Raw genomic sequence first — 17,621 nt, 5'->3', positions numbered from 1 at the left:
TTTTGATCTGGCTCTTAGAAAGCAAAATCAAAAGATCGCAGCCTGCGGCAGCTCCTACATCGGCAATAGAGTCATGCTACTCAAAAAGGCTTGTCAAAGGTGATTTTCGGCTCTTTCCATGGGCCTTTGACGGTGTATTTCACACTGGCAAAGCGCGCCACCCGGTCGCCGATCAGCTTGTCAATGAGGAACAACGCGCCGCCAACCGCCGGTGCGCCGACGATCAGCGCCGCAATCGGCAGGTTGTTGGTCACCGGCAACGTCACCAGCAACTTGGCGTCGACCTTGTCGCCGACCAGATCCAGCGTGCCGTCGAGTTCAAGATTGCTCGAAGGGCCGGTCAGGCGGATCGGTTCGCGGGTCACGTAGACACCGTTGGTGGCGACCAGCAAACCTTTGACCCGGTCATAGCTCAAGCCTTTGCCGAACAGATCGGAGAAGTCCAGCCGCAAACGGCGGCCGATGGAGTTGAAGTTGAGCAGACCGAACACTCGCAACGCCTGCGCGCCGCCCTCCACTTCAACAAACTGGCCTTTGTTCAGCGATGCGTCGAGGGTGCCGGAGAAGCGCTTGGTCGCCAGCCATGCCGGTGAGCCCGGCCAGCGGCCATCGACGTCCATGTGAAACTCTTCGCTGGTCACGCTCGGGGCAAAGCCCCAGCCCTTGAGGACGTCCGCGAGGTTCTTGCCACCAATGCGCCCCTTATACCAACTGGTGGTCGCGCCCGGCGGCCCTTCCCAGCCACCGTTACCCTGCAACAGGATGCCTTTGAGGCCCATGTCGAGATTGTTCAGGGCAATGCCTTTGGCAGTCGGCCGAACCTTCAACGACCAGCCGCCGACCAGATCCGGCCCCAGAAACAGCTGATTGACGGTGATATCCAGTGCCGGAATTTTCGTCGGGTCGACCGATACCAAAGGGTCTGGCGAATTTTCGTCAGCCTGTACCGTCGGGTCCGGCGCCGGCAGTTTCACGTATTGCAGATTGACCGCAATCGGTACGCCCTTGGCGTCAGGAAGACTTGCCGATCCTTTCGCCTGCTGGCTGTCGAGGGCCAGGTTCCACGCGCCTGGTTTGCGATTGACCTGAACCGACGCCTGATCCAGCGTAGTCCCGAATGCCGTGAGTTTGCCAACCTTGAAATCAGCACTGTTGAGCAACTGCTTGGCGCTGCCGCCCGGATCCTGCCCGGCGTATTTGTTGGCCAGGTCCTGCCACGGTGCGACGTCGAGCTCCGACAGTACTCCACGAATCCGCAGGCCTTTGGCACCCGGCAGCACGGCTTCGCCGGCTCCGAGGAACAGCTCGCCTCGGCCATCGGCGAAGTTCGTCGGTGGTGCCGCAAAAGTGAAATTGGCCAGTTGGTCGTAGTTGACCCAGTAACGCCGCTCCTGCCCCTGCAAGGTCATGCGGAACACCGTATCGCGCCCGACGTCCGCCGCCATGCCGAACGGCGCGGGCAAGTCCACCGCCACACCTTTCATGCTGGAGCTGACCAGCAACTGGCTGTCGGCGCCGTCCAGATTCAATTGCAATTGATAAGGAATGGTTCCGGAAACCGGCAATGGTTGTGTCACGCCCAGCCAGTCGGTGAGTTTCTTCACTTCGACCTGCCCGGATGCCGCGACCCGAGTCCTGAGTTTGCCAGGGCTGCCATCGGCGAATATCTGCGCAGTCACCGGTTTGTCGAACGCGCGCGCCGCAATGTTCTGCCCGCTGAGTCCTTTGGCACTGTCAAAGCGGAAATCGCCTTTGAGCTGAGTCAGCTCCAGTTTCGGCTCAGCCAGTTTCAGCCGGGCATTGGCGGTTTTGAAGTCGACGAGGATTTTCGGCTGGTCGCCGCCCTTGTCCAGCGGGATATCGAGCTTGAGCTTGCCTTGCAGATCGCCCGCGCCTTCCCAACCGGCAAAGGTCTCACCGGTACCGATCGGTGCGTCCTGAAGGATTTTCAGGCCATCACCGAGGCCACCGGCAAACGCGCCATCGAGATACATGTGCGTGTGTTGCCCGGCCGGTACGTGGGGAATATTGACGAAGACATCGCTGACCTGAGTGTCGAGCAACTGACCTTTATTGGCCCAGATCCGTACGCCACTGTCTTCGATGAACACATCACCACTGACCTTGCTCACGTGCGGCCAGCCCGGCTGGAACGCCAGTTCGGCATCGTGCACCTTGAAGAACAGGCTGATGCTGCGGTCGGCCTCACCGGCATTCTTGCTCAGCGAACCCTGATACTGGAAGAAACCCTGATCGACTGCGCCTTTGAGGATTGCCGTACGCAGCCACTCGTCGAGCGCCGGACTCAAGACTTCGGGCAGGTATTTGGCGGTGTAGCGACCGTCACCCTCAACCAGACCGACACGCAGGTCCATGTAGTCTTCCTGGCTATGATCGAAATGCAGGCGAATCAGGAAATCGCCGGCAATCTTGCCCTCCTCGCCGAGCACCTTCAGATACGGGGCGATCAGGGTGAAGCCGTCTTTATCGAGCTTCCAGGTCAGGCGTGCGTTGGCCTGAATGTACTGCCAGGGCTTGGCGAAAATCGGGTCGAGGTGCAGGACAAAATCCTTGCTGTCCATGCGCAACTCGCCACCGTCGAGGTTGCCGCTGAGGCTGCCGCTGACGTTCCGAGCCGCCGGCGCGCCGTGGTAGGCATCGAAACCGACGTTATCCAGATTGGTGGCGAAACTGAATTTGTTGCCGTCAGTGGCATTGGGGCGGAAATCCAGCAACACGTTACGCAGGCCACCGGTGACTTTCAGATGATCAACGGCCGTGGCGAAACCTTGCGGTAACGGCCCCAAGGCATTGAGCAGTGGAGTGATCGGGGTCAGATCGAGGCGATCCGCCTGCAAGTGCCAGAGTTCTTCGACCTTGTCGGTCGCGCGCGTCTGCTTCACCTGTACATGTGACTCCCAGCGGTTTTCGCCGAAATTCATCGCCAGTGAATCGAGGGTAACGGTCGCGCCCTCATCACTGTTCTCGTAGTAGGCGTTAAGCGCCAGATTATTGATCTGGATCGGCTTGCGATCGGCGTAGGCGCCGGTCAGTTGTGGTGCATTCAAGCGTAACGCGGCACTTTGCAGCGTGCCCTTGGCCCAATTGACCCAGAGTTCGCCGCCGGCCTTGATCTCGGAGAAATTCCACTGCTGGGTAAGACGCTCCGGCAGCCACTTCGACCAGTCGCTTTGCGGCAGGCTGGCGTAACCGTCCACCACACTGTCCTGCCATTGCTCGGGGCGAATCCGCGTGCGCAGGCTCAGTGCAACGGGCTGGCCATCCGGCAACGTCAAACGGGCATCGAGGCGCTGACGGCTGGCGCCGGTTTTCAGATTGAGGCCGACATAGGTGAGCGTCAGTGGCGCGTGATCGAGGGGCTGCAAGGTCACCTGACTGTCGAGTACCGACAGTTGCTGAATCATTTGCGAGCGATTGAACAATTGCTGCGGATCGAGCGGCTGATCGTTCTGCACCGGCAGACCTTCCAGTGCCCAAGTGCCGTCCCCGGCTTCCTTGAGGCTGATTTTCAGGCCGTTGAGTTCCAGGTGGGCAATGCGCACTTCGCGCGCCAACAGGCTGGCCCACAAATCCGGTACCGCGCGCACCCGATCCAGACGCAAGGCATTGGCGCCACTGCCGACCATCACGTCGTGGGCCAGCAGGATCGGGGCAAAACCGCTCCAGTTGCCTTCCAGTTCGCCGATCTGCAACGGCATGCCAAGGGCGGCACTGGCCTTGTCCTCGATGTCGGCTCGGTACTCAGCCACCAGCGGGGACAGTTCGCGGCCGAGACTGACATACAACGCCATCAACACCAGAACCAACGCGCACAGGCCCAGCCCCCAGCGGGTGAGTGCGGCCAAAATGCGTGTCAGACGCTCCATGTCAGTCGGCTCCCATGGCAAAAATACTGCGAAAAGCTGAGGCCAGCCGCGGTGGAATAAAAGTGACGCAGGGGATCAGAGCAACACCACGTCATATTGTTCCTGGGAATACATGGTTTCCACCTGGAAGCGTATGGTGCGACCAATGAAACCTTCAAGCTCGGCGACGTTACCCGACTCTTCATCGAGCAAGCGGTCGACCACTTTCTGGTTCGCCAGCACCCGATAACCCTCCGCCTGATAAGCCCGGGCTTCACGGAGGATCTCGCGGAAAATCTCGTAACAGATGGTTTCCGCGGTTTTCAGTTTGCCGCGGCCCTGGCAACTGCTGCACGGTTCGCACAGCACTTGCTCGAGACTTTCGCGGGTACGCTTGCGGGTCATCTGCACCAGGCCCAACTCAGTGATGCCGATGATGTTGGTCTTGGCGTGATCGCGCTCCAGTTGTTTTTCCAGGGTGCGCAGCACTTGGCGCTGATGCTCTTCGTCTTCCATGTCGATGAAGTCGATGATGATGATCCCGCCAAGGTTGCGCAGGCGCATCTGCCGGGCGATCGCGGTGGCCGCTTCGAGATTGGTCTTGAAGATGGTTTCTTCGAGGTTGCGATGGCCGACGAACGCGCCCGTATTCACATCGATCGTGGTCATGGCTTCCGCCGGATCCACCACCAGATAACCGCCGGATTTCAGCGGCACCTTGCGTTCGAGGGCTTTCTGGATTTCGTCTTCGACGCCATACAGGTCAAAAATCGGCCGCTCACCCGGGTAATGCTCCAGACGATCGGCGATTTCCGGCATCAGTTCGGCGACGAACTGCGTGGTTTTCTGAAAGGTTTCCCGGGAATCGATGCGGATCTTCTCGATCTTCGGGTTGACCAGATCACGCAGCGTACGCAACGCCAGACCGAGGTCTTCGTAAATCACGCTAGGCGCGGAGATGGTTTTGATCTGCTCGTTGATCTGATCCCACAGGCGCCGCAGGTAACGGATGTCCATGAGGATTTCATCGGCGCCAGCGCCTTCGGCGGCGGTGCGCAGAATGAAACCGCCCGCCTCCTTGATGCCTTCTTTGGCCACGCAATCGCTGACCACCTGCTTGAGGCGTTCGCGCTCGGCTTCGTCTTCAATTTTCAGCGAGATGCCAACGTGGGCGGTGCGCGGCATGTACACCAGATAGCGCGACGGAATCGACAGCTGCGTGGTCAACCGTGCGCCTTTCGACCCGATCGGATCCTTGGTGACTTGCACGACAAGGCTTTGGCCTTCATGCACCAGCGCGCTGATGCTTTCCACCGCTGGGCCTTCACGCAGAGAAATTTCGGCAGCATGAATGAACGCGGCGCGGTCCAGGCCGATGTCGACGAATGCCGCCTGCATCCCGGGCAGTACCCGGACGATCTTGCCTTTATAGATGTTGCCGACGATCCCGCGCTTTTGCGTGCGCTCAACATGGACTTCTTGCAGCACACCGTTTTCGACCACCGCCACGCGCGACTCCATCGGCGTGATGTTGATCAGAATCTCTTCACTCATGGCAGGATCTCGTTCAGGCATGTTCACGATAATGGCCGCATCTGGATTCGTACGACGCTTATTGCGCGTTCAGGTTTTGCCAACAGGGTATGCCGAAATGGCCTAACAGTTCTGCGGTTTCGCAAACTGGCAGTCCGACCACCGCCGAGTAACTGCCATTGAGCCCGGCGACAAACACCGCGCCGAGCCCCTGAATGCCATAACCGCCGGCCTTGTCCCGCGGCTCGCCGCTGGCCCAATAGGCAGCAGCTTCTTCACCGCTGATCGGACGGAACCGCACCAGACTGCGCACCACCCGTGATTCGCAGCGCTCGTCTTCAAGCACGGCAATGGCGGTCAGCACTTCATGTTCCTTGCCGGACAACATCATCAGCATGGCGCATGCATCGGCTTCGTCCACCGGTTTGCCAAGAATTTTGCCGTCCAGCACCACGGCGGTGTCGGCACCCAGCACGCAGCATGGCTGAGCGGACACGACGCTGCGACGCCCGGCTTCGGCCTTGCCGCGCGCCAGACGCTCGACATAGGTCGACGGCGATTCTTCGGGTAACGGGGTTTCGTCGATATCCGCACTGATGGCGGAGAACGGAATGCCGATCTGCGTGAGCAATTCACGGCGACGCGGCGACCCGGAGGCGAGGTAAAGCGGCTTCATCAAAACATCTCCCTGTTCAGTGCCCTGCTTCACCGGCTCAATTGATTTTGTAGCGGCGGCGCAATCCACGCAGGGCGAAGCTGACCCAGGGCCAGAGCAATGCGCTGACCAGCGCCGGCAGTACCAGCGCCAGAGTCGGCTGGCGGTTGCCAGTCAGGGCGCTGAGCCACAATTGCACCAGTTGCGCGAGGCCAAAGATCACCAGGATCACCAGACACTGCTGCCACATCGGGAACATCCGCAAGCGCTGCTGCAATGACAGCACCAGGAACGTAATCAGCGAGAGGATGAGCGCGTTTTGCCCAAACAGATCGCCTTGCAATACGTCTTCGGCCAACCCCAGACAGAACGCGGTGACCATGCCGACCGTCTGCGGCATGTACAGCGCCCAGAACGTCAGTAGCAAGGCCAGCCACAGCGGGCGAAGGATTTCCATGAAGATCGGCAACGGTGACACGCTGAGCAACAGGCCGATCAAAAATGTCAGCCAGACCATCCAGCCATTTCGAGAAGCTTTCACACCGACCATTATTCTCGTCCCCTGGTGGTGACTGGCGCCGTGACCGGTGGTTTGGCGGGTGGTTTGCCGGCGGCTGGCGAAGACGCCGGCGGCTTCGACGCAGCCGGTACAGTCGCTGGCGGTTTGCTTGCACCCGGTTTGACCGCCGTCGCGGCGGGCGCTGTGGTTGCTGGCGCCTGTTCGGGAGTCGAAGGGGCGGCAGGCGCCGGCATGACCAGAGGTTTCGAAACGTTGGCAGGCATCATCGGACCGCCGCCATGGGCATCCAGAATTTCCTGAGCCTGCGCAGCGTCGTTGGCGCGTTCCTCAGCCGTACGTGAGTCACTGAACACCAGCAGCAAGTAGCGACTGCGGTTCAGCGCAGCGGTCGGTACCGCGCGAACGATCGCAAATGGCTGGCCAGAGTCATGGATCACTTCCTTGACCGTCGCCACCGGATAACCCGCCGGGAAACGCTGTCCGAGCCCGGAGCTGACCAGCAGATCGCCTTCCTTGATATCCGCCGTGTCGGCGACATGCCGCAATTCCAGGCGCTCCGGGTTGCCGGTACCGCTGGCAATCGCCCGTAGTCCGTTACGGTTCACCTGCACAGGAATGCTGTGGGTGGTGTCGGTCAACAGCAATACACGCGAGGTGTACGGCATCAACTCGACCACTTGCCCCATCAGACCGCGAGCATCGAGCACCGGCTGACCGAGCACCACGCCGTCGCGCTCACCTTTATTGATGATGATTCGATGGGTGAAGGGATTGGGATCCATGCCGATCAGCTCGGCCACTTCGACCTTCTCATTGACCAGTGCGGAAGAGTTGAGCAACTCGCGCAATCGAACGTTCTGCTCCGTCAGGGCGGCCAATTTCTGCATACGCCCTTGATAAAGCAGGTTTTCGGTCTTGAGCTTTTCGTTTTCGGCGATGAGCTCGGTGCGACTGCCGAACTGGCTGGCAATCCCTTCCCACAGCCGTCCGGGCAGGTCAGTGATCCAGTAGGCATCCATCAGCACTAGCGACGCTTGTTTGCGTGCAGGCTTGAGCAGATCAAAGCGGGCATCGACCACCATCAGCGCGACCGATAGCACGGCCAGCACCAACAGGCGCACACCCAACGAAGGGCCTTTGGCGAAAAGCGGTTTAATAAGCCGCTCCTCCCAGGCAAATGTTCTGTTTATTCATACGGCATCAAACCGGCCTGGATGAAGACTGACAGAAGATAAACGCCAACAGGCAGCACTGCAAAGTGCTGCCTGCGCGCTCACCCACGTATTGCACCCGGCGACTTATTCGCTCGAGAGCAGATCCATGGTGTGCTTATCCATCATTTCCAATGCACGGCCACCGCCGCGAGCAACACAGGTCAGCGGATCTTCGGCAACGATCACTGGCAGACCGGTTTCCTGGGCCAGCAACTTGTCGAGGTCACGCAGCAATGCGCCACCACCGGTCAGCACCAGGCCACGCTCGGCGATGTCGGAAGCCAGTTCCGGCGGCGATTGCTCCAGCGCGCTTTTCACAGCCTGAACGATGGTCGCCAGAGACTCTTGCAGAGCTTCCAGTACTTCGTTGGAGTTCAGGGTGAATGCGCGTGGAACGCCTTCGGCCAGGTTGCGACCGCGAACGTCGACTTCGCGAACTTCGCCGCCCGGGTAGGCCGTACCGATTTCCTGTTTGATGCGCTCAGCGGTGGACTCACCGATCAGGCTGCCGTAGTTACGGCGCACGTAGGTGATGATCGCTTCGTCGAAGCGGTCGCCGCCAACGCGGACGGATTCGGCATAGACCACACCGTTCAGGGAGATCAGTGCGATTTCAGTGGTACCACCACCGATATCCACGACCATCGAACCGCGCGCTTCTTCGACCGGCAGACCGGCACCGATCGCAGCAGCCATTGGCTCTTCGATCAGGAACACTTCACGCGCACCGGCACCGAGGGCCGATTCACGGATAGCACGACGCTCAACCTGAGTGGATTTGCATGGAACGCAGATCAGCACACGAGGGCTAGGCTGCAGAAAGCTGTTTTCGTGAACCTTGTTAATAAAGTATTGCAGCATCTTTTCGCAGACGCTGAAGTCGGCGATCACGCCGTCCTTCATCGGACGAATGGCAGCAATGTTGCCCGGCGTACGGCCGAGCATGCGCTTGGCCTCGGTGCCGACAGCAACGACACTTTTCTGGTTACCGTGTGTCCGAATGGCCACAACCGATGGCTCATTCAGGACGATACCGCGCTCGCGCACGTAAATAAGGGTGTTGGCAGTGCCCAGGTCAATGGAAAGATCGCTGGAAAACATGCCACGCAGTTTCTTGAACATGGGAAAGGGACCCTAGGCAACGCGTGGGTAAAAAAGTGCGGCAAACTCTAACAACGACAGGGATTTTGGGCAAGGCGCCAATATGTTAAATTGGCCGCTTTTCTGTGCACCAAGCCCCACAATCGCGGCCTTATGACCGTAGAAGTGCGGTAGTGTTCCGACAATCTAACACACGGACGCCGTCCGTTCTGTTTTCCACAGGAGAATCCCGATGGCGCTAGAACGCTCCGACGTGGAAAAAATCGCTCATCTGGCCTGCCTTGGCCTCAATGATGCCGATCTTCCACACATTACTTCCGCTCTCAACAGCATTCTCGGTCTGGTCGACGAAATGCAGGCTGTTAATACCGACGGAATCGAGCCTCTGGCCCACCCGCTGGAAGCCAGTCAGCGCCTGCGCGCCGACGTTGTGACCGAGACCAATCACCGCGAGGCCTACCAGTCCATCGCACCAGCGGTCGAAAACGGCCTGTATCTGGTTCCGAAAGTCATCGACTAAAGGGAAAGAGCCTGCAATGCATCAAATGACTCTGGCCGAGATCGCCCGCGGTCTCGCCGATAAAAAGTTTTCCTCCGAAGAGCTGACCAAAGTCCTGCTGGCGCGCATTACCCAGCTCGATCCGCAGCTCAACAGTTTTATCAGCCTCACCGAAGCGCTGGCCCTCGAGCAGGCGAAAGCCGCCGATGCCCGCCGCGCCAACGGTGAGAGCGGCGCCCTGCTCGGCGCGCCGATCGCTCACAAAGACCTGTTCTGCACCCAGGGCATTCGCACCAGCTGCGGCTCGAAGATGCTCGACAACTTCAAAGCCCCGTACGACGCCACCGTGGTCGCGAAACTGGCGGCTGCCGGCGCGGTGACCCTGGGCAAGACCAACATGGACGAATTCGCCATGGGTTCGGCCAACGAGTCGAGCTGGTACGGCGCGGTGAAAAACCCGTGGAACCTGGAGCACGTACCAGGCGGTTCGTCCGGCGGTTCGGCGGCGGCGGTTGCCGCTCGTCTGTTGCCAGCGGCGACGGCCACCGACACTGGCGGTTCGATTCGTCAGCCGGCGGCCTTCACCAACCTCACCGGCCTGAAACCGACCTACGGTCGCGTTTCGCGCTGGGGCATGATCGCTTACGCCTCCAGCCTGGATCAGGGCGGCCCGTTGGCGCGCACGGCCGAAGACTGCGCAATTTTGTTGCAAGGTATGGCTGGCTTCGATCAGAACGACTCCACCAGCATCGATGAGCCGGTGCCGGATTACTCGGCCAGCCTCGGCGACTCGCTGCAAGGCCTGCGCATCGGTGTACCGAAGGAATACTTCAGCGCCGGTCTCGACCCGCGTATCGCCGAGCTGATCCAGAACAGCATCAAAGAGCTGCAGAAGCTCGGTGCCGTGATCAAGGAAATCAGCCTGCCGAACATGCAGCACGCGATCCCTGCGTACTACGTGATCGCGCCGGCAGAGGCCTCCTCGAACCTGTCGCGTTTCGACGGCGTGCGTTTCGGCCATCGCTGCGAGCAACCGAAAGACCTGATCGACCTGTACAAGCGCTCCCGTGGCGAAGGCTTCGGCCCGGAAGTGCAGCGCCGGATCATGGTCGGTGCGTACGCGCTGTCCGCCGGTTACTACGACGCCTACTACCTGAAAGCGCAGAAGATCCGTCGTCTGGTGAAGAACGACTTCATGGCTGCCTTTAATGAAGTCGACATCATCCTCGGCCCGACCACGCCGAACCCGGCCTGGAAGCTCGGCGCCAAGAACAGCGACCCGGTCGCTGCCTATCTGGAAGACGTCTACACCATCACCGCCAACCTCGCGGGCCTGCCGGGCCTGTCGATGCCGGCCGGGTTTGTCGACGGCTTGCCGGTTGGCGTGCAGTTGCTCGCGCCGTATTTCCAGGAAGGTCGCCTGTTGAACGTTGCCCACCAGTATCAGCTCAACACTGACTGGCACACCCGCACCCCAACCGGCTTCTGAGGAGACACACATGCAATGGGAAGTCGTGATCGGGCTGGAGATTCACACTCAGCTCACTACCCGGTCGAAAATCTTTTCCGGTAGTTCCACCACATTCGGTTCCGAGCCGAACACCCAGGCCAGCCTGATCGACCTGGGCATGCCCGGCGTGCTGCCGGTGCTGAACCAGGAAGCCGTGCGTATGGCGGTGATGTTCGGTCTGGCGATTGACGCCGAGATCGGTCAGCACAACGTGTTCGCCCGCAAGAACTACTTCTACCCGGACCTGCCGAAGGGCTATCAGATCAGTCAGATGGAGTTGCCGATCGTCGGCAAGGGCCACCTGGATATCGCCTTGGAAGACGGCACCGTCAAACGTGTCGGCATCACCCGCGCGCACCTGGAAGAAGACGCTGGCAAGAGCCTGCACGAAGAATTCAACGGTGCCACCGGCATCGACCTGAACCGTGCCGGCACGCCGCTGCTGGAAATCGTTTCCGAGCCGGACATGCGCAGCGCCAAGGAAGCCGTGGCTTACGTCAAGGCGATCCACGCGTTGGTACGTTATCTGGGCATCTGCGACGGCAACATGGCCGAAGGTTCGCTGCGTTGCGACTGCAACGTGTCGATCCGTCCGAAAGGCCAGGTTGAGTTCGGTACGCGCTGCGAGATCAAGAACGTCAACTCGTTCCGTTTCATCGAGAAGGCGATCAACTCCGAGATCCAGCGTCAGATCGAGCTGATCGAAGACGGCGGCAAAGTGATCCAGCAGACCCGTCTGTACGATCCGAACAAGGACGAAACCCGTCCGATGCGTTCGAAAGAGGAAGCCAACGACTACCGTTACTTCCCCGATCCGGACCTGCTGCCGGTGGTCATCGAAGAGTCGTTCCTCGGTGAAGTGCGTGCCACCCTGCCGGAACTGCCTCCGCAGAAACGCGAGCGCTTCCAGGAGCAATTCGGTCTGTCGGTCTATGACGCTAGCGTGCTGGCCACCAGCCGCGAGCAAGCCGACTACTTCGAGAAAGTCGCGAGCATCGGCGGCGACGCCAAACTGGCGGCGAACTGGGTAATGGTCGAGTTGGGCAGCCTGCTCAACAAGCAAGGCCTGGACATCGACGAGTCGCCGGTTTCCGCTGAACTGCTGGGCGGCATGCTGCTGCGCATCAAGGACAACACCATCTCCGGCAAGATTGCCAAGGTTGTGTTCGAAGCGATGGCCAACGGTGAAGGCAGCGCAGACGATATCATCGAAAAACGCGGCCTCAAGCAGGTTACCGACAGCGGCGCGATCTCGGCGGTGCTGGACGAAATGCTCGCGGCCAACGCCGAGCAAGTTGAACAGTACCGTGCGGCTGATGAAGCCAAACGCGGCAAGATGTTCGGCTTCTTCGTCGGTCAGGCGATGAAAGCGTCGAAAGGCAAGGCCAACCCGCAGCAAGTGAACGAACTGCTGAAAAGCAAGCTCGAAGGCTGACCACAATGGAGCCAGATCCAAAGCCTGGCTCTATTCCCTGTGGGAGCGAGCCTGCTCGCGAAAGCGTCATGACATCCAATAGAGATATTGAATGTGATGGCCTCTTCGCGAGCAGGCTCGCTCCCACATTGTTATTTGGGAGCTTTCGAATGAAACGTCTGCTCGGCGCCTGCGCCCTGCTCTCCTTGTTGGCCGGTTGCGCCAGCACCGACACCATCGACCCGCACGGTTACGACCAGACCGGCGTCGCTTCTTATTACGGTGCCAAGCACCACGGTAAACGCACCGCCAGTGGCGAAGCGTTCAACCAGAATTCCCTGACCGCCGCCCATCGCCAGCTACCCTTCGGCACGCGGGTGAAGGTCACCAATCTGAAAAACGATGAATCCGTCGTGGTCCGTATCAATGATCGTGGCCCGCATACCCGTGGACGCCTGATCGACGTCTCCCGCGAGGCCGCCGAACAGCTCGGCATGCTGCGCAGCGGCACCGCACGGGTTCGCGTGCAGGCCCTCGACTGATGGAGCGCTGACCATTTTCGGATTAGCCGATTTGCCGCTGATCAGCGTGATCGAACTGCTTGCCGGTCTGTGCCTGCTGATCTTTGGCGCCGAATTGATGGTGCGCGCGGCAGTGCGTCTGGCGGCGCGTCTGCATGTACGGCCGCTGATCATCGGCCTGACCATCGTCGCCCTCGGCAGCAGCGCACCGCAAATGGCCGTCAGCGTGCAAGCGGCGTTGGCGCACAACCCCGATATTGCGGTCGGCAGCGTGGTTGGCAGCAGCATCTTCAACATCCTCGTCACCCTCGGCCTGTCGGCGCTGATCATTCCGCTGCGCGTCTCGCGGCAATTGGTGCGGCTGGATATTCCGCTGATGATCGGCGCCAGCCTGCTGGTGTTCATATTGGCGTGGAACGAGGAGATCGGACGCTTCGACGGCATTCTGTTGTTGGGCGCACTGGCGCTGTATCTCGGCCTACTGTTGCGCCAGTCACGGCATTCGACGCGGCCACATTCAGAACAGCCTCAAGCTGCGCAGGCCTCCTGGATCGGCAGTTTGCTGATGATCGTTATCGGTCTGGCGATGCTGGTGTTCGCCGGGCATCTATTGCTCGGCGCCGCCGTCGTGGTGGCCACCGACCTTGGTTTCTCCGAGCGGGTAATCGGCCTGACCGTGGTCGCCGTCGGCACTTCGCTGCCGGAACTGGCGACCTCGCTGATTGCCGCATTGCGTGGGCAACGCGATATCGCCGTGGGCAACGTGATCGGTGCCAACCTGTTCAACCTGCTCGGCGTGCTGGGCGTCACCGCGCTGATTGCACCGACGCCGCTGTCGGTGTCGCCGAACGCGCTGGATTTCGACCTGCCGGTGATGCTCGGTGTCGCCGCGCTGTGCCTGCCGGTGTTCTATTCCGGCTACCGCGTGACGCGTGCAGAAGGTTTGTTGCTGCTCGGTTTGTATCTGGCCTATGGGCTGCACGTGGTGTCGTTCACCACCGGCATGCCCCTGGCCGGCAAGCTTGAGCGAATGATGTTGTTTTATGTCCTGCCAACGCTGCTGACGTTCTTGTTGTTCACGTCGATACGCGCCTGGCGCCGCCAACACCACAAGAGTGATAAACCATGACCGAATCGAAGAAGTCCGGGGTTGAAGTCCGCCGCCAGGTAATGGGCGATGCGTTTGTTGATCGCGCCTTGGGCAACGCCACCGAGTTCACCCAGCCGCTGCAGGATTTCGTCAATGAACATGCCTGGGGCGGTGTGTGGAATCGCGAAGGTCTGCCGCTGAAAACCCGCAGCCTGATCACCCTCGCTGCGCTGACGGCGCTGAAGTGCCCGCAAGAGCTGAAGGGTCATGTGCGCGGTGCGCTGAACAATGGCTGCACCGTGGATGAGATTCGTGAGGCGCTGCTGCATTGCGCGGTGTATGCCGGGGTACCCGCGGCGATTGATGCGTTCCGGGCGGCGCAGGAAGTGATCGATACCTACCAGAAACCTGAGTGATTGAACTGACGCCTTCGCGAGCAGGCTCGCTCCCACATTGGATTGCATTTCAAATGTGGGAGCGAGCTTGCTCGCGAAGAGGCCCGGGAGAGCAACCCAAGACCCAGGCTAGATCCACCCACCCCACTGCAAAACAAAAATCCCGATATTGGTGGTCACCGCCGCCATCAACGTGGTCATCACGATAATCGCCGCCGCCAGTTCATGATTGCCCTGTGCCGCACGGGCCATGACAAAACTCGCCGCCGCCGTCGGGCTGCCGAAATACAGAAACAGTATCCCCAACTCCGCCCCACGAAAGCCCCACAACCAAGCCCCCAACGTTGCCAGCACCGGCAAGCCGACCATCTTCACCAGGCTCGAACTCAGCGCCATATTGCCGCTCTTGCGCAATGCCGCCAGTGACAGCGTGCCGCCGATGCAGATCAGCGCCAGTGGCAACGTGGTCTGCGCCAGATACTGACCGGACGTCTCCAGCCATCCCGGCAAACCGATCTTGAAATAGGCAAACGGCGCCGCCGCAATCACGCTAATGATCAGCGGATTGCTGAACACGCTTTTGCAGATGCTCCACGGATCGGACTTGATCACCGGGCTGTAAACTGCGAGCACGATGGTCGACAGCGTGTTGTAGAACAGGATCACCAGCGCCGCGAGAATCGCCCCGAGGGAAATCCCGTAATCGCCGTACATGCTCGCTGCCAGTGCCAGGCCAATGACGCCGTTGTTGCCGCGAAACGCGCCTTGGGTATAGATGCCGCGATCTTCACGCGGGCATTTGAAAATCGCCCAACCCCAGGCCAGGGCAAAGCTCACCAGCGTGGCGAGGGAGAAGTAGATCAGCAGGGACGGTTGCAACGCGGCGTGCAGGTCGGCATGCAGAATGCCGAGAAACAGCAGCGCCGGCATGGTCACGTTGAACACCAGCGACGAGGCGGTGTGGATGAAGTTGTCGTTGATCCAGTCAATGCGCTTGAGCAGCACACCGAGAAACAGCATGGCAAACACCGGCGCGGTGATGTTCAGGGTTTCGAGGAAAATTGCCAGCATGCCGGGGAGCCTTGGGTGAGCGTCGTTAGTGGCCAATGATAAAGCAAAAGCCCCTCACCCTAGCCCTCTCCCCGAGGGAGAGGGGACCGATCGGGGGATATTGCAGAAATCCATCGACCTGAAATGACATCGCTGAATCCATAATCGACTCGGTATTTCAAGTCGATGTATAGCGCCTGACAACTCGGTCAGCCCCTCACCCTAACCCTCTCCCCGAGGGAGAGGGAACCGATCGGGGGATATTGCAGAAATCCATCGACCTGAAATGACTTCGCTGATTCCATAATCAACTCGGTATTTCAAGTCGATGTATGGCGCCTGACAACTCGGTCAGCCCCTCACCCTAGCCCTCTACCGGAGGGAGAGGGAACCGATCGGGGGATATTGCAGAAATCCATCGACCTGAAATGACTTCGCTGATTCCATAATCAACTCGGTATTTCAAGTCGATGTATAGCGCCTGACAACTCGGTCAGCCCCTCACCCTAACCCTCTCCCGAGGGAGAGGGGACCGATCGGGGGATATTGCAGAAATCCATCGACCTGAAATGACTTCGCTGATTCCATAATCAACTCGGTATTTCAGGTCGATGTATTGCGCAAGACAACTCGGTCGGCCCCCTCTCCCTCCGGGAGAGGGCTGGGGTGAGGGCAGCTTTTGACCTGCCCCCAAACCATCAGGTAATTGGCGCCGGATTGAACAACGTAATGTCATTATGCAGTTTGTGCTTCTCCGCCCACGTCTGCTGTTTGCCGCTCGCCACATCCAGATAGTAGTGAAACAACTCCCAACCCAATTCCTCGATCGTCGCGCGCCCGGTAGCAATGCGCCCGGCATCGATATCGATCAGATCCGGCCAGCGCTGCGCCAGCTCCGTGCGCGTCGAGACCTTCACCACCGGCGCCATCGCCAAGCCATAAGGCGTGCCACGCCCGGTGGTGAACACATGCAGGTTCATCCCCGCCGCCAACTGCAACGTCCCGCAGACAAAATCACTGGCCGGCGTCGCACAGAAAATCAAACCCTTCTGCTTGAAACGCTCGCCCGGGCCGAGCACGCCATTGATCGCACTGCTACCGGATTTGACGATCGAACCCAGCGACTTCTCGACAATGTTCGACAGCCCGCCCTTCTTGTTGCCGGGCGTGGTGTTGGCGCTGCGATCCGCTTCACCCTTGGCCAGGTAACGGTCGTACCAGTCCATCTCACGCACCAGTTCCTCGGCGACGGTTTTGCTTTCGGCGCGTGAAGTCAGCAAATAAATCGCATCGCGCACTTCGGTGACTTCGGAAAACATCACCGTCGCCCCCGCGCGCAACAACAAGTCCGAGGCATAACCCAGCGCCGGGTTGGCGGTGATTCCGGAGAACGCATCGCTGCCACCACACTGCATGCCGAGGATCAACTCGGACGCCGGCACGGTTTCGCGGCGGCGCTGGTCGAGTTTCTTCAGGCGCACCTCGGCCAGTTCCATGATCTGCTCGATCATCTCGGTGAAGCCGTGACTGGAATCCTGCAGGCGATACAGCCACGGATCGCTGAGATCCACCGAAGCATCGTCTTCGTGCATGACCTGCCCGGCCTGCAATTTCTCGCAGCCCAGACTGATCACCAACGCTTCGCCACCGAGGTTCGGATTGCGCGCCAGATTGCGCACGGTGCGAATCGGGATGTACGCGTCGGTGGCGGTAATCGCCACGCCGCAGCCGTAACTGTGGGTCAGCGCCACCACGTCATCGACGTGAGGGTACTTCGGCAGCAGCTCTTCCTTGATGCGTTTTACCGCGTGATCAAGCACGCCGGTGACGCACTGCACGGTCGTAGTGATGCCGAGAATATTACGCGTGCCGACGGTACCGTCAGCGTTGCGATAACCCTCGAACGTGAAGCCCTCCAGCGGTGCCTGCGCTTCCGGCACCTCGGTGGACAGCGGCAAGCTGTCCAGCGGCGGCGCGGTCGGCATGCGCAGTTGATCTTCCTTGACCCAACTGCCACGGCGAATCGGCTGCAAGGCGTAGCCGATCACCTGACCGTAGCGAATCACCTGGCCGCCCTCGGGAATGTCTTCAAGGGTGACCTTGTGGCTCTGCGGCACAAATTCCAGCGTCACCAGGCCATCGGCAAATTCAGTGCCGGCCGGGGCGCCCTGGTCGTTGACCACGACCACCACATTGTCCCGCCCGTGCAGGCGGATGTGGCGCGGCGAGTCGGAATGTTCAATCAACTGCATG

General features: G+C 60.0%; 14 protein-coding genes. 6 read left to right on the top strand and 8 right to left on the bottom strand.

Translation table 11 applies throughout. The annotated features are described in order from the left end of the window. Positions 1 to 80 precede the first annotated feature (80 nt). The 6 genes from HU718_RS05325 to mreB form a co-directional block, all read right to left on the bottom strand. Complete coding sequence (locus HU718_RS05325) at positions 81 to 3,887, bottom strand: YhdP family protein (RefSeq protein ID WP_186616583.1); 3,807 nt, start codon at positions 3,885 to 3,887, stop codon at positions 81 to 83. 75 nt (positions 3,888 to 3,962) lie between these two features. After that, positions 3,963 to 5,420 (bottom strand): ribonuclease G, encoded by a 1,458-nt coding sequence (rng, locus tag HU718_RS05320; protein ID WP_034154470.1) that lies wholly within the window; start codon positions 5,418 to 5,420, stop codon positions 3,963 to 3,965. Between the two features lie 58 nt (positions 5,421 to 5,478). Further along, complete coding sequence (locus HU718_RS05315) at positions 5,479 to 6,075, bottom strand: Maf family protein (protein WP_150730080.1); 597 nt, start codon at positions 6,073 to 6,075, stop codon at positions 5,479 to 5,481. 37 nt (positions 6,076 to 6,112) lie between these two features. Further along, a complete protein-coding gene (gene mreD / locus HU718_RS05310; protein WP_016984171.1) occupies positions 6,113 to 6,604 on the bottom strand; it encodes a rod shape-determining protein MreD in 492 nt (163 codons plus the stop codon). Continuing rightward, the gene (gene mreC / locus HU718_RS05305) at positions 6,604 to 7,731 is read right to left on the bottom strand and encodes a rod shape-determining protein MreC (RefSeq protein WP_186616589.1); all 1,128 of its coding nucleotides are present in this window, start codon (positions 7,729 to 7,731) and stop codon (positions 6,604 to 6,606) included. The genes mreD and mreC overlap by 1 nt, the downstream gene beginning before the upstream one ends. A 141-nt stretch (positions 7,732 to 7,872) precedes the next feature. Next, positions 7,873 to 8,910 (bottom strand): rod shape-determining protein MreB, encoded by a 1,038-nt coding sequence (mreB, locus tag HU718_RS05300; RefSeq protein WP_002555108.1) that lies wholly within the window; start codon positions 8,908 to 8,910, stop codon positions 7,873 to 7,875. 211 nt (positions 8,911 to 9,121) lie between these two features. Between mreB and gatC the strand changes: the two genes are divergently transcribed. The 6 genes from gatC to HU718_RS05270 all read left to right on the top strand — a co-directional run bounded on the left by gatC (position 9,122) and on the right by HU718_RS05270 (position 14,339). Next, complete coding sequence (gatC, locus tag HU718_RS05295) at positions 9,122 to 9,409, top strand: Asp-tRNA(Asn)/Glu-tRNA(Gln) amidotransferase subunit GatC (protein WP_007901429.1); 288 nt, start codon at positions 9,122 to 9,124, stop codon at positions 9,407 to 9,409. A gap of 16 nt (positions 9,410 to 9,425) precedes the next feature. Beyond that, positions 9,426 to 10,877, top strand: a complete 1,452-nt coding sequence (gatA, locus tag HU718_RS05290; RefSeq protein WP_102900695.1) for an Asp-tRNA(Asn)/Glu-tRNA(Gln) amidotransferase subunit GatA — start codon at positions 9,426 to 9,428, stop codon at positions 10,875 to 10,877. Between the two features lie 10 nt (positions 10,878 to 10,887). Further along, positions 10,888 to 12,333, top strand: coding sequence for an Asp-tRNA(Asn)/Glu-tRNA(Gln) amidotransferase subunit GatB (gatB, locus tag HU718_RS05285; protein ID WP_186616582.1), 1,446 nt, complete (start codon positions 10,888 to 10,890; stop codon positions 12,331 to 12,333). A gap of 149 nt (positions 12,334 to 12,482) precedes the next feature. Further along, on the top strand, positions 12,483 to 12,854 hold the full coding sequence (locus tag HU718_RS05280; protein WP_115986714.1) for a septal ring lytic transglycosylase RlpA family protein: 372 nt from the start codon (positions 12,483 to 12,485) through the stop codon (positions 12,852 to 12,854). 46 nt (positions 12,855 to 12,900) lie between these two features. Then, positions 12,901 to 13,962 carry a calcium/sodium antiporter gene (locus HU718_RS05275; protein ID WP_150730079.1) on the top strand — a complete coding sequence of 354 codons (1,062 nt, stop codon included), beginning with the start codon at positions 12,901 to 12,903 and terminating at the stop codon, positions 13,960 to 13,962. After that, a complete protein-coding gene (locus tag HU718_RS05270) occupies positions 13,959 to 14,339 on the top strand; it encodes a carboxymuconolactone decarboxylase family protein (protein ID WP_016984177.1) in 381 nt (126 codons plus the stop codon). Before HU718_RS05275 ends, HU718_RS05270 begins: the two co-directional genes overlap by 4 nt. A gap of 108 nt (positions 14,340 to 14,447) precedes the next feature. Here the strand turns inward: HU718_RS05270 and HU718_RS05265 are convergent, their stop codons facing one another. Both HU718_RS05265 and garD read right to left on the bottom strand, forming a co-directional pair. After that, positions 14,448 to 15,389, bottom strand: a complete 942-nt coding sequence (locus HU718_RS05265) for an AEC family transporter (RefSeq protein ID WP_186616581.1) — start codon at positions 15,387 to 15,389, stop codon at positions 14,448 to 14,450. A 677-nt stretch (positions 15,390 to 16,066) separates the two neighbouring features. Then, positions 16,067 to 17,620, bottom strand: coding sequence for a galactarate dehydratase (gene garD / locus HU718_RS05260; protein ID WP_186616580.1), 1,554 nt, complete (start codon positions 17,618 to 17,620; stop codon positions 16,067 to 16,069). Between the last annotated feature and the right edge of the window lies 1 nt (position 17,621).

The sequence above is a fragment of the Pseudomonas tensinigenes genome, assembly GCF_014268445.2.
Lineage (GTDB): Bacteria > Pseudomonadota > Gammaproteobacteria > Pseudomonadales > Pseudomonadaceae > Aquipseudomonas > Aquipseudomonas tensinigenes.
The sequence above is the reverse complement of the archived record's forward strand: the minus strand, read 5'-3'. Positions and strand labels throughout refer to the sequence as shown.

Coding starts and splice junctions, on each gene's coding strand:
- gatC (WP_007901429.1), top strand. CDS start 9,122: ATGGCGCTAGAACGCTCCGACGTGGAAAAAATCGCTCATCTGGCCTGC.
- HU718_RS05325 (WP_186616583.1), bottom strand. CDS start 3,887: ATGGAGCGTCTGACACGCATTTTGGCCGCACTCACCCGCTGGGGGCTG.
- gatB (WP_186616582.1), top strand. CDS start 10,888: ATGCAATGGGAAGTCGTGATCGGGCTGGAGATTCACACTCAGCTCACT.
- mreD (WP_016984171.1), bottom strand. CDS start 6,604: ATGGTCGGTGTGAAAGCTTCTCGAAATGGCTGGATGGTCTGGCTGACA.
- HU718_RS05265 (WP_186616581.1), bottom strand. CDS start 15,389: ATGCTGGCAATTTTCCTCGAAACCCTGAACATCACCGCGCCGGTGTTT.
- HU718_RS05270 (WP_016984177.1), top strand. CDS start 13,959: ATGACCGAATCGAAGAAGTCCGGGGTTGAAGTCCGCCGCCAGGTAATG.
- gatA (WP_102900695.1), top strand. CDS start 9,426: ATGCATCAAATGACTCTGGCCGAGATCGCCCGCGGTCTCGCCGATAAA.
- mreB (WP_002555108.1), bottom strand. CDS start 8,910: ATGTTCAAGAAACTGCGTGGCATGTTTTCCAGCGATCTTTCCATTGAC.
- rng (WP_034154470.1), bottom strand. CDS start 5,420: ATGAGTGAAGAGATTCTGATCAACATCACGCCGATGGAGTCGCGCGTG.
- HU718_RS05315 (WP_150730080.1), bottom strand. CDS start 6,075: ATGAAGCCGCTTTACCTCGCCTCCGGGTCGCCGCGTCGCCGTGAATTG.
- HU718_RS05280 (WP_115986714.1), top strand. CDS start 12,483: ATGAAACGTCTGCTCGGCGCCTGCGCCCTGCTCTCCTTGTTGGCCGGT.
- garD (WP_186616580.1), bottom strand. CDS start 17,620: ATGCAGTTGATTGAACATTCCGACTCGCCGCGCCACATCCGCCTGCAC.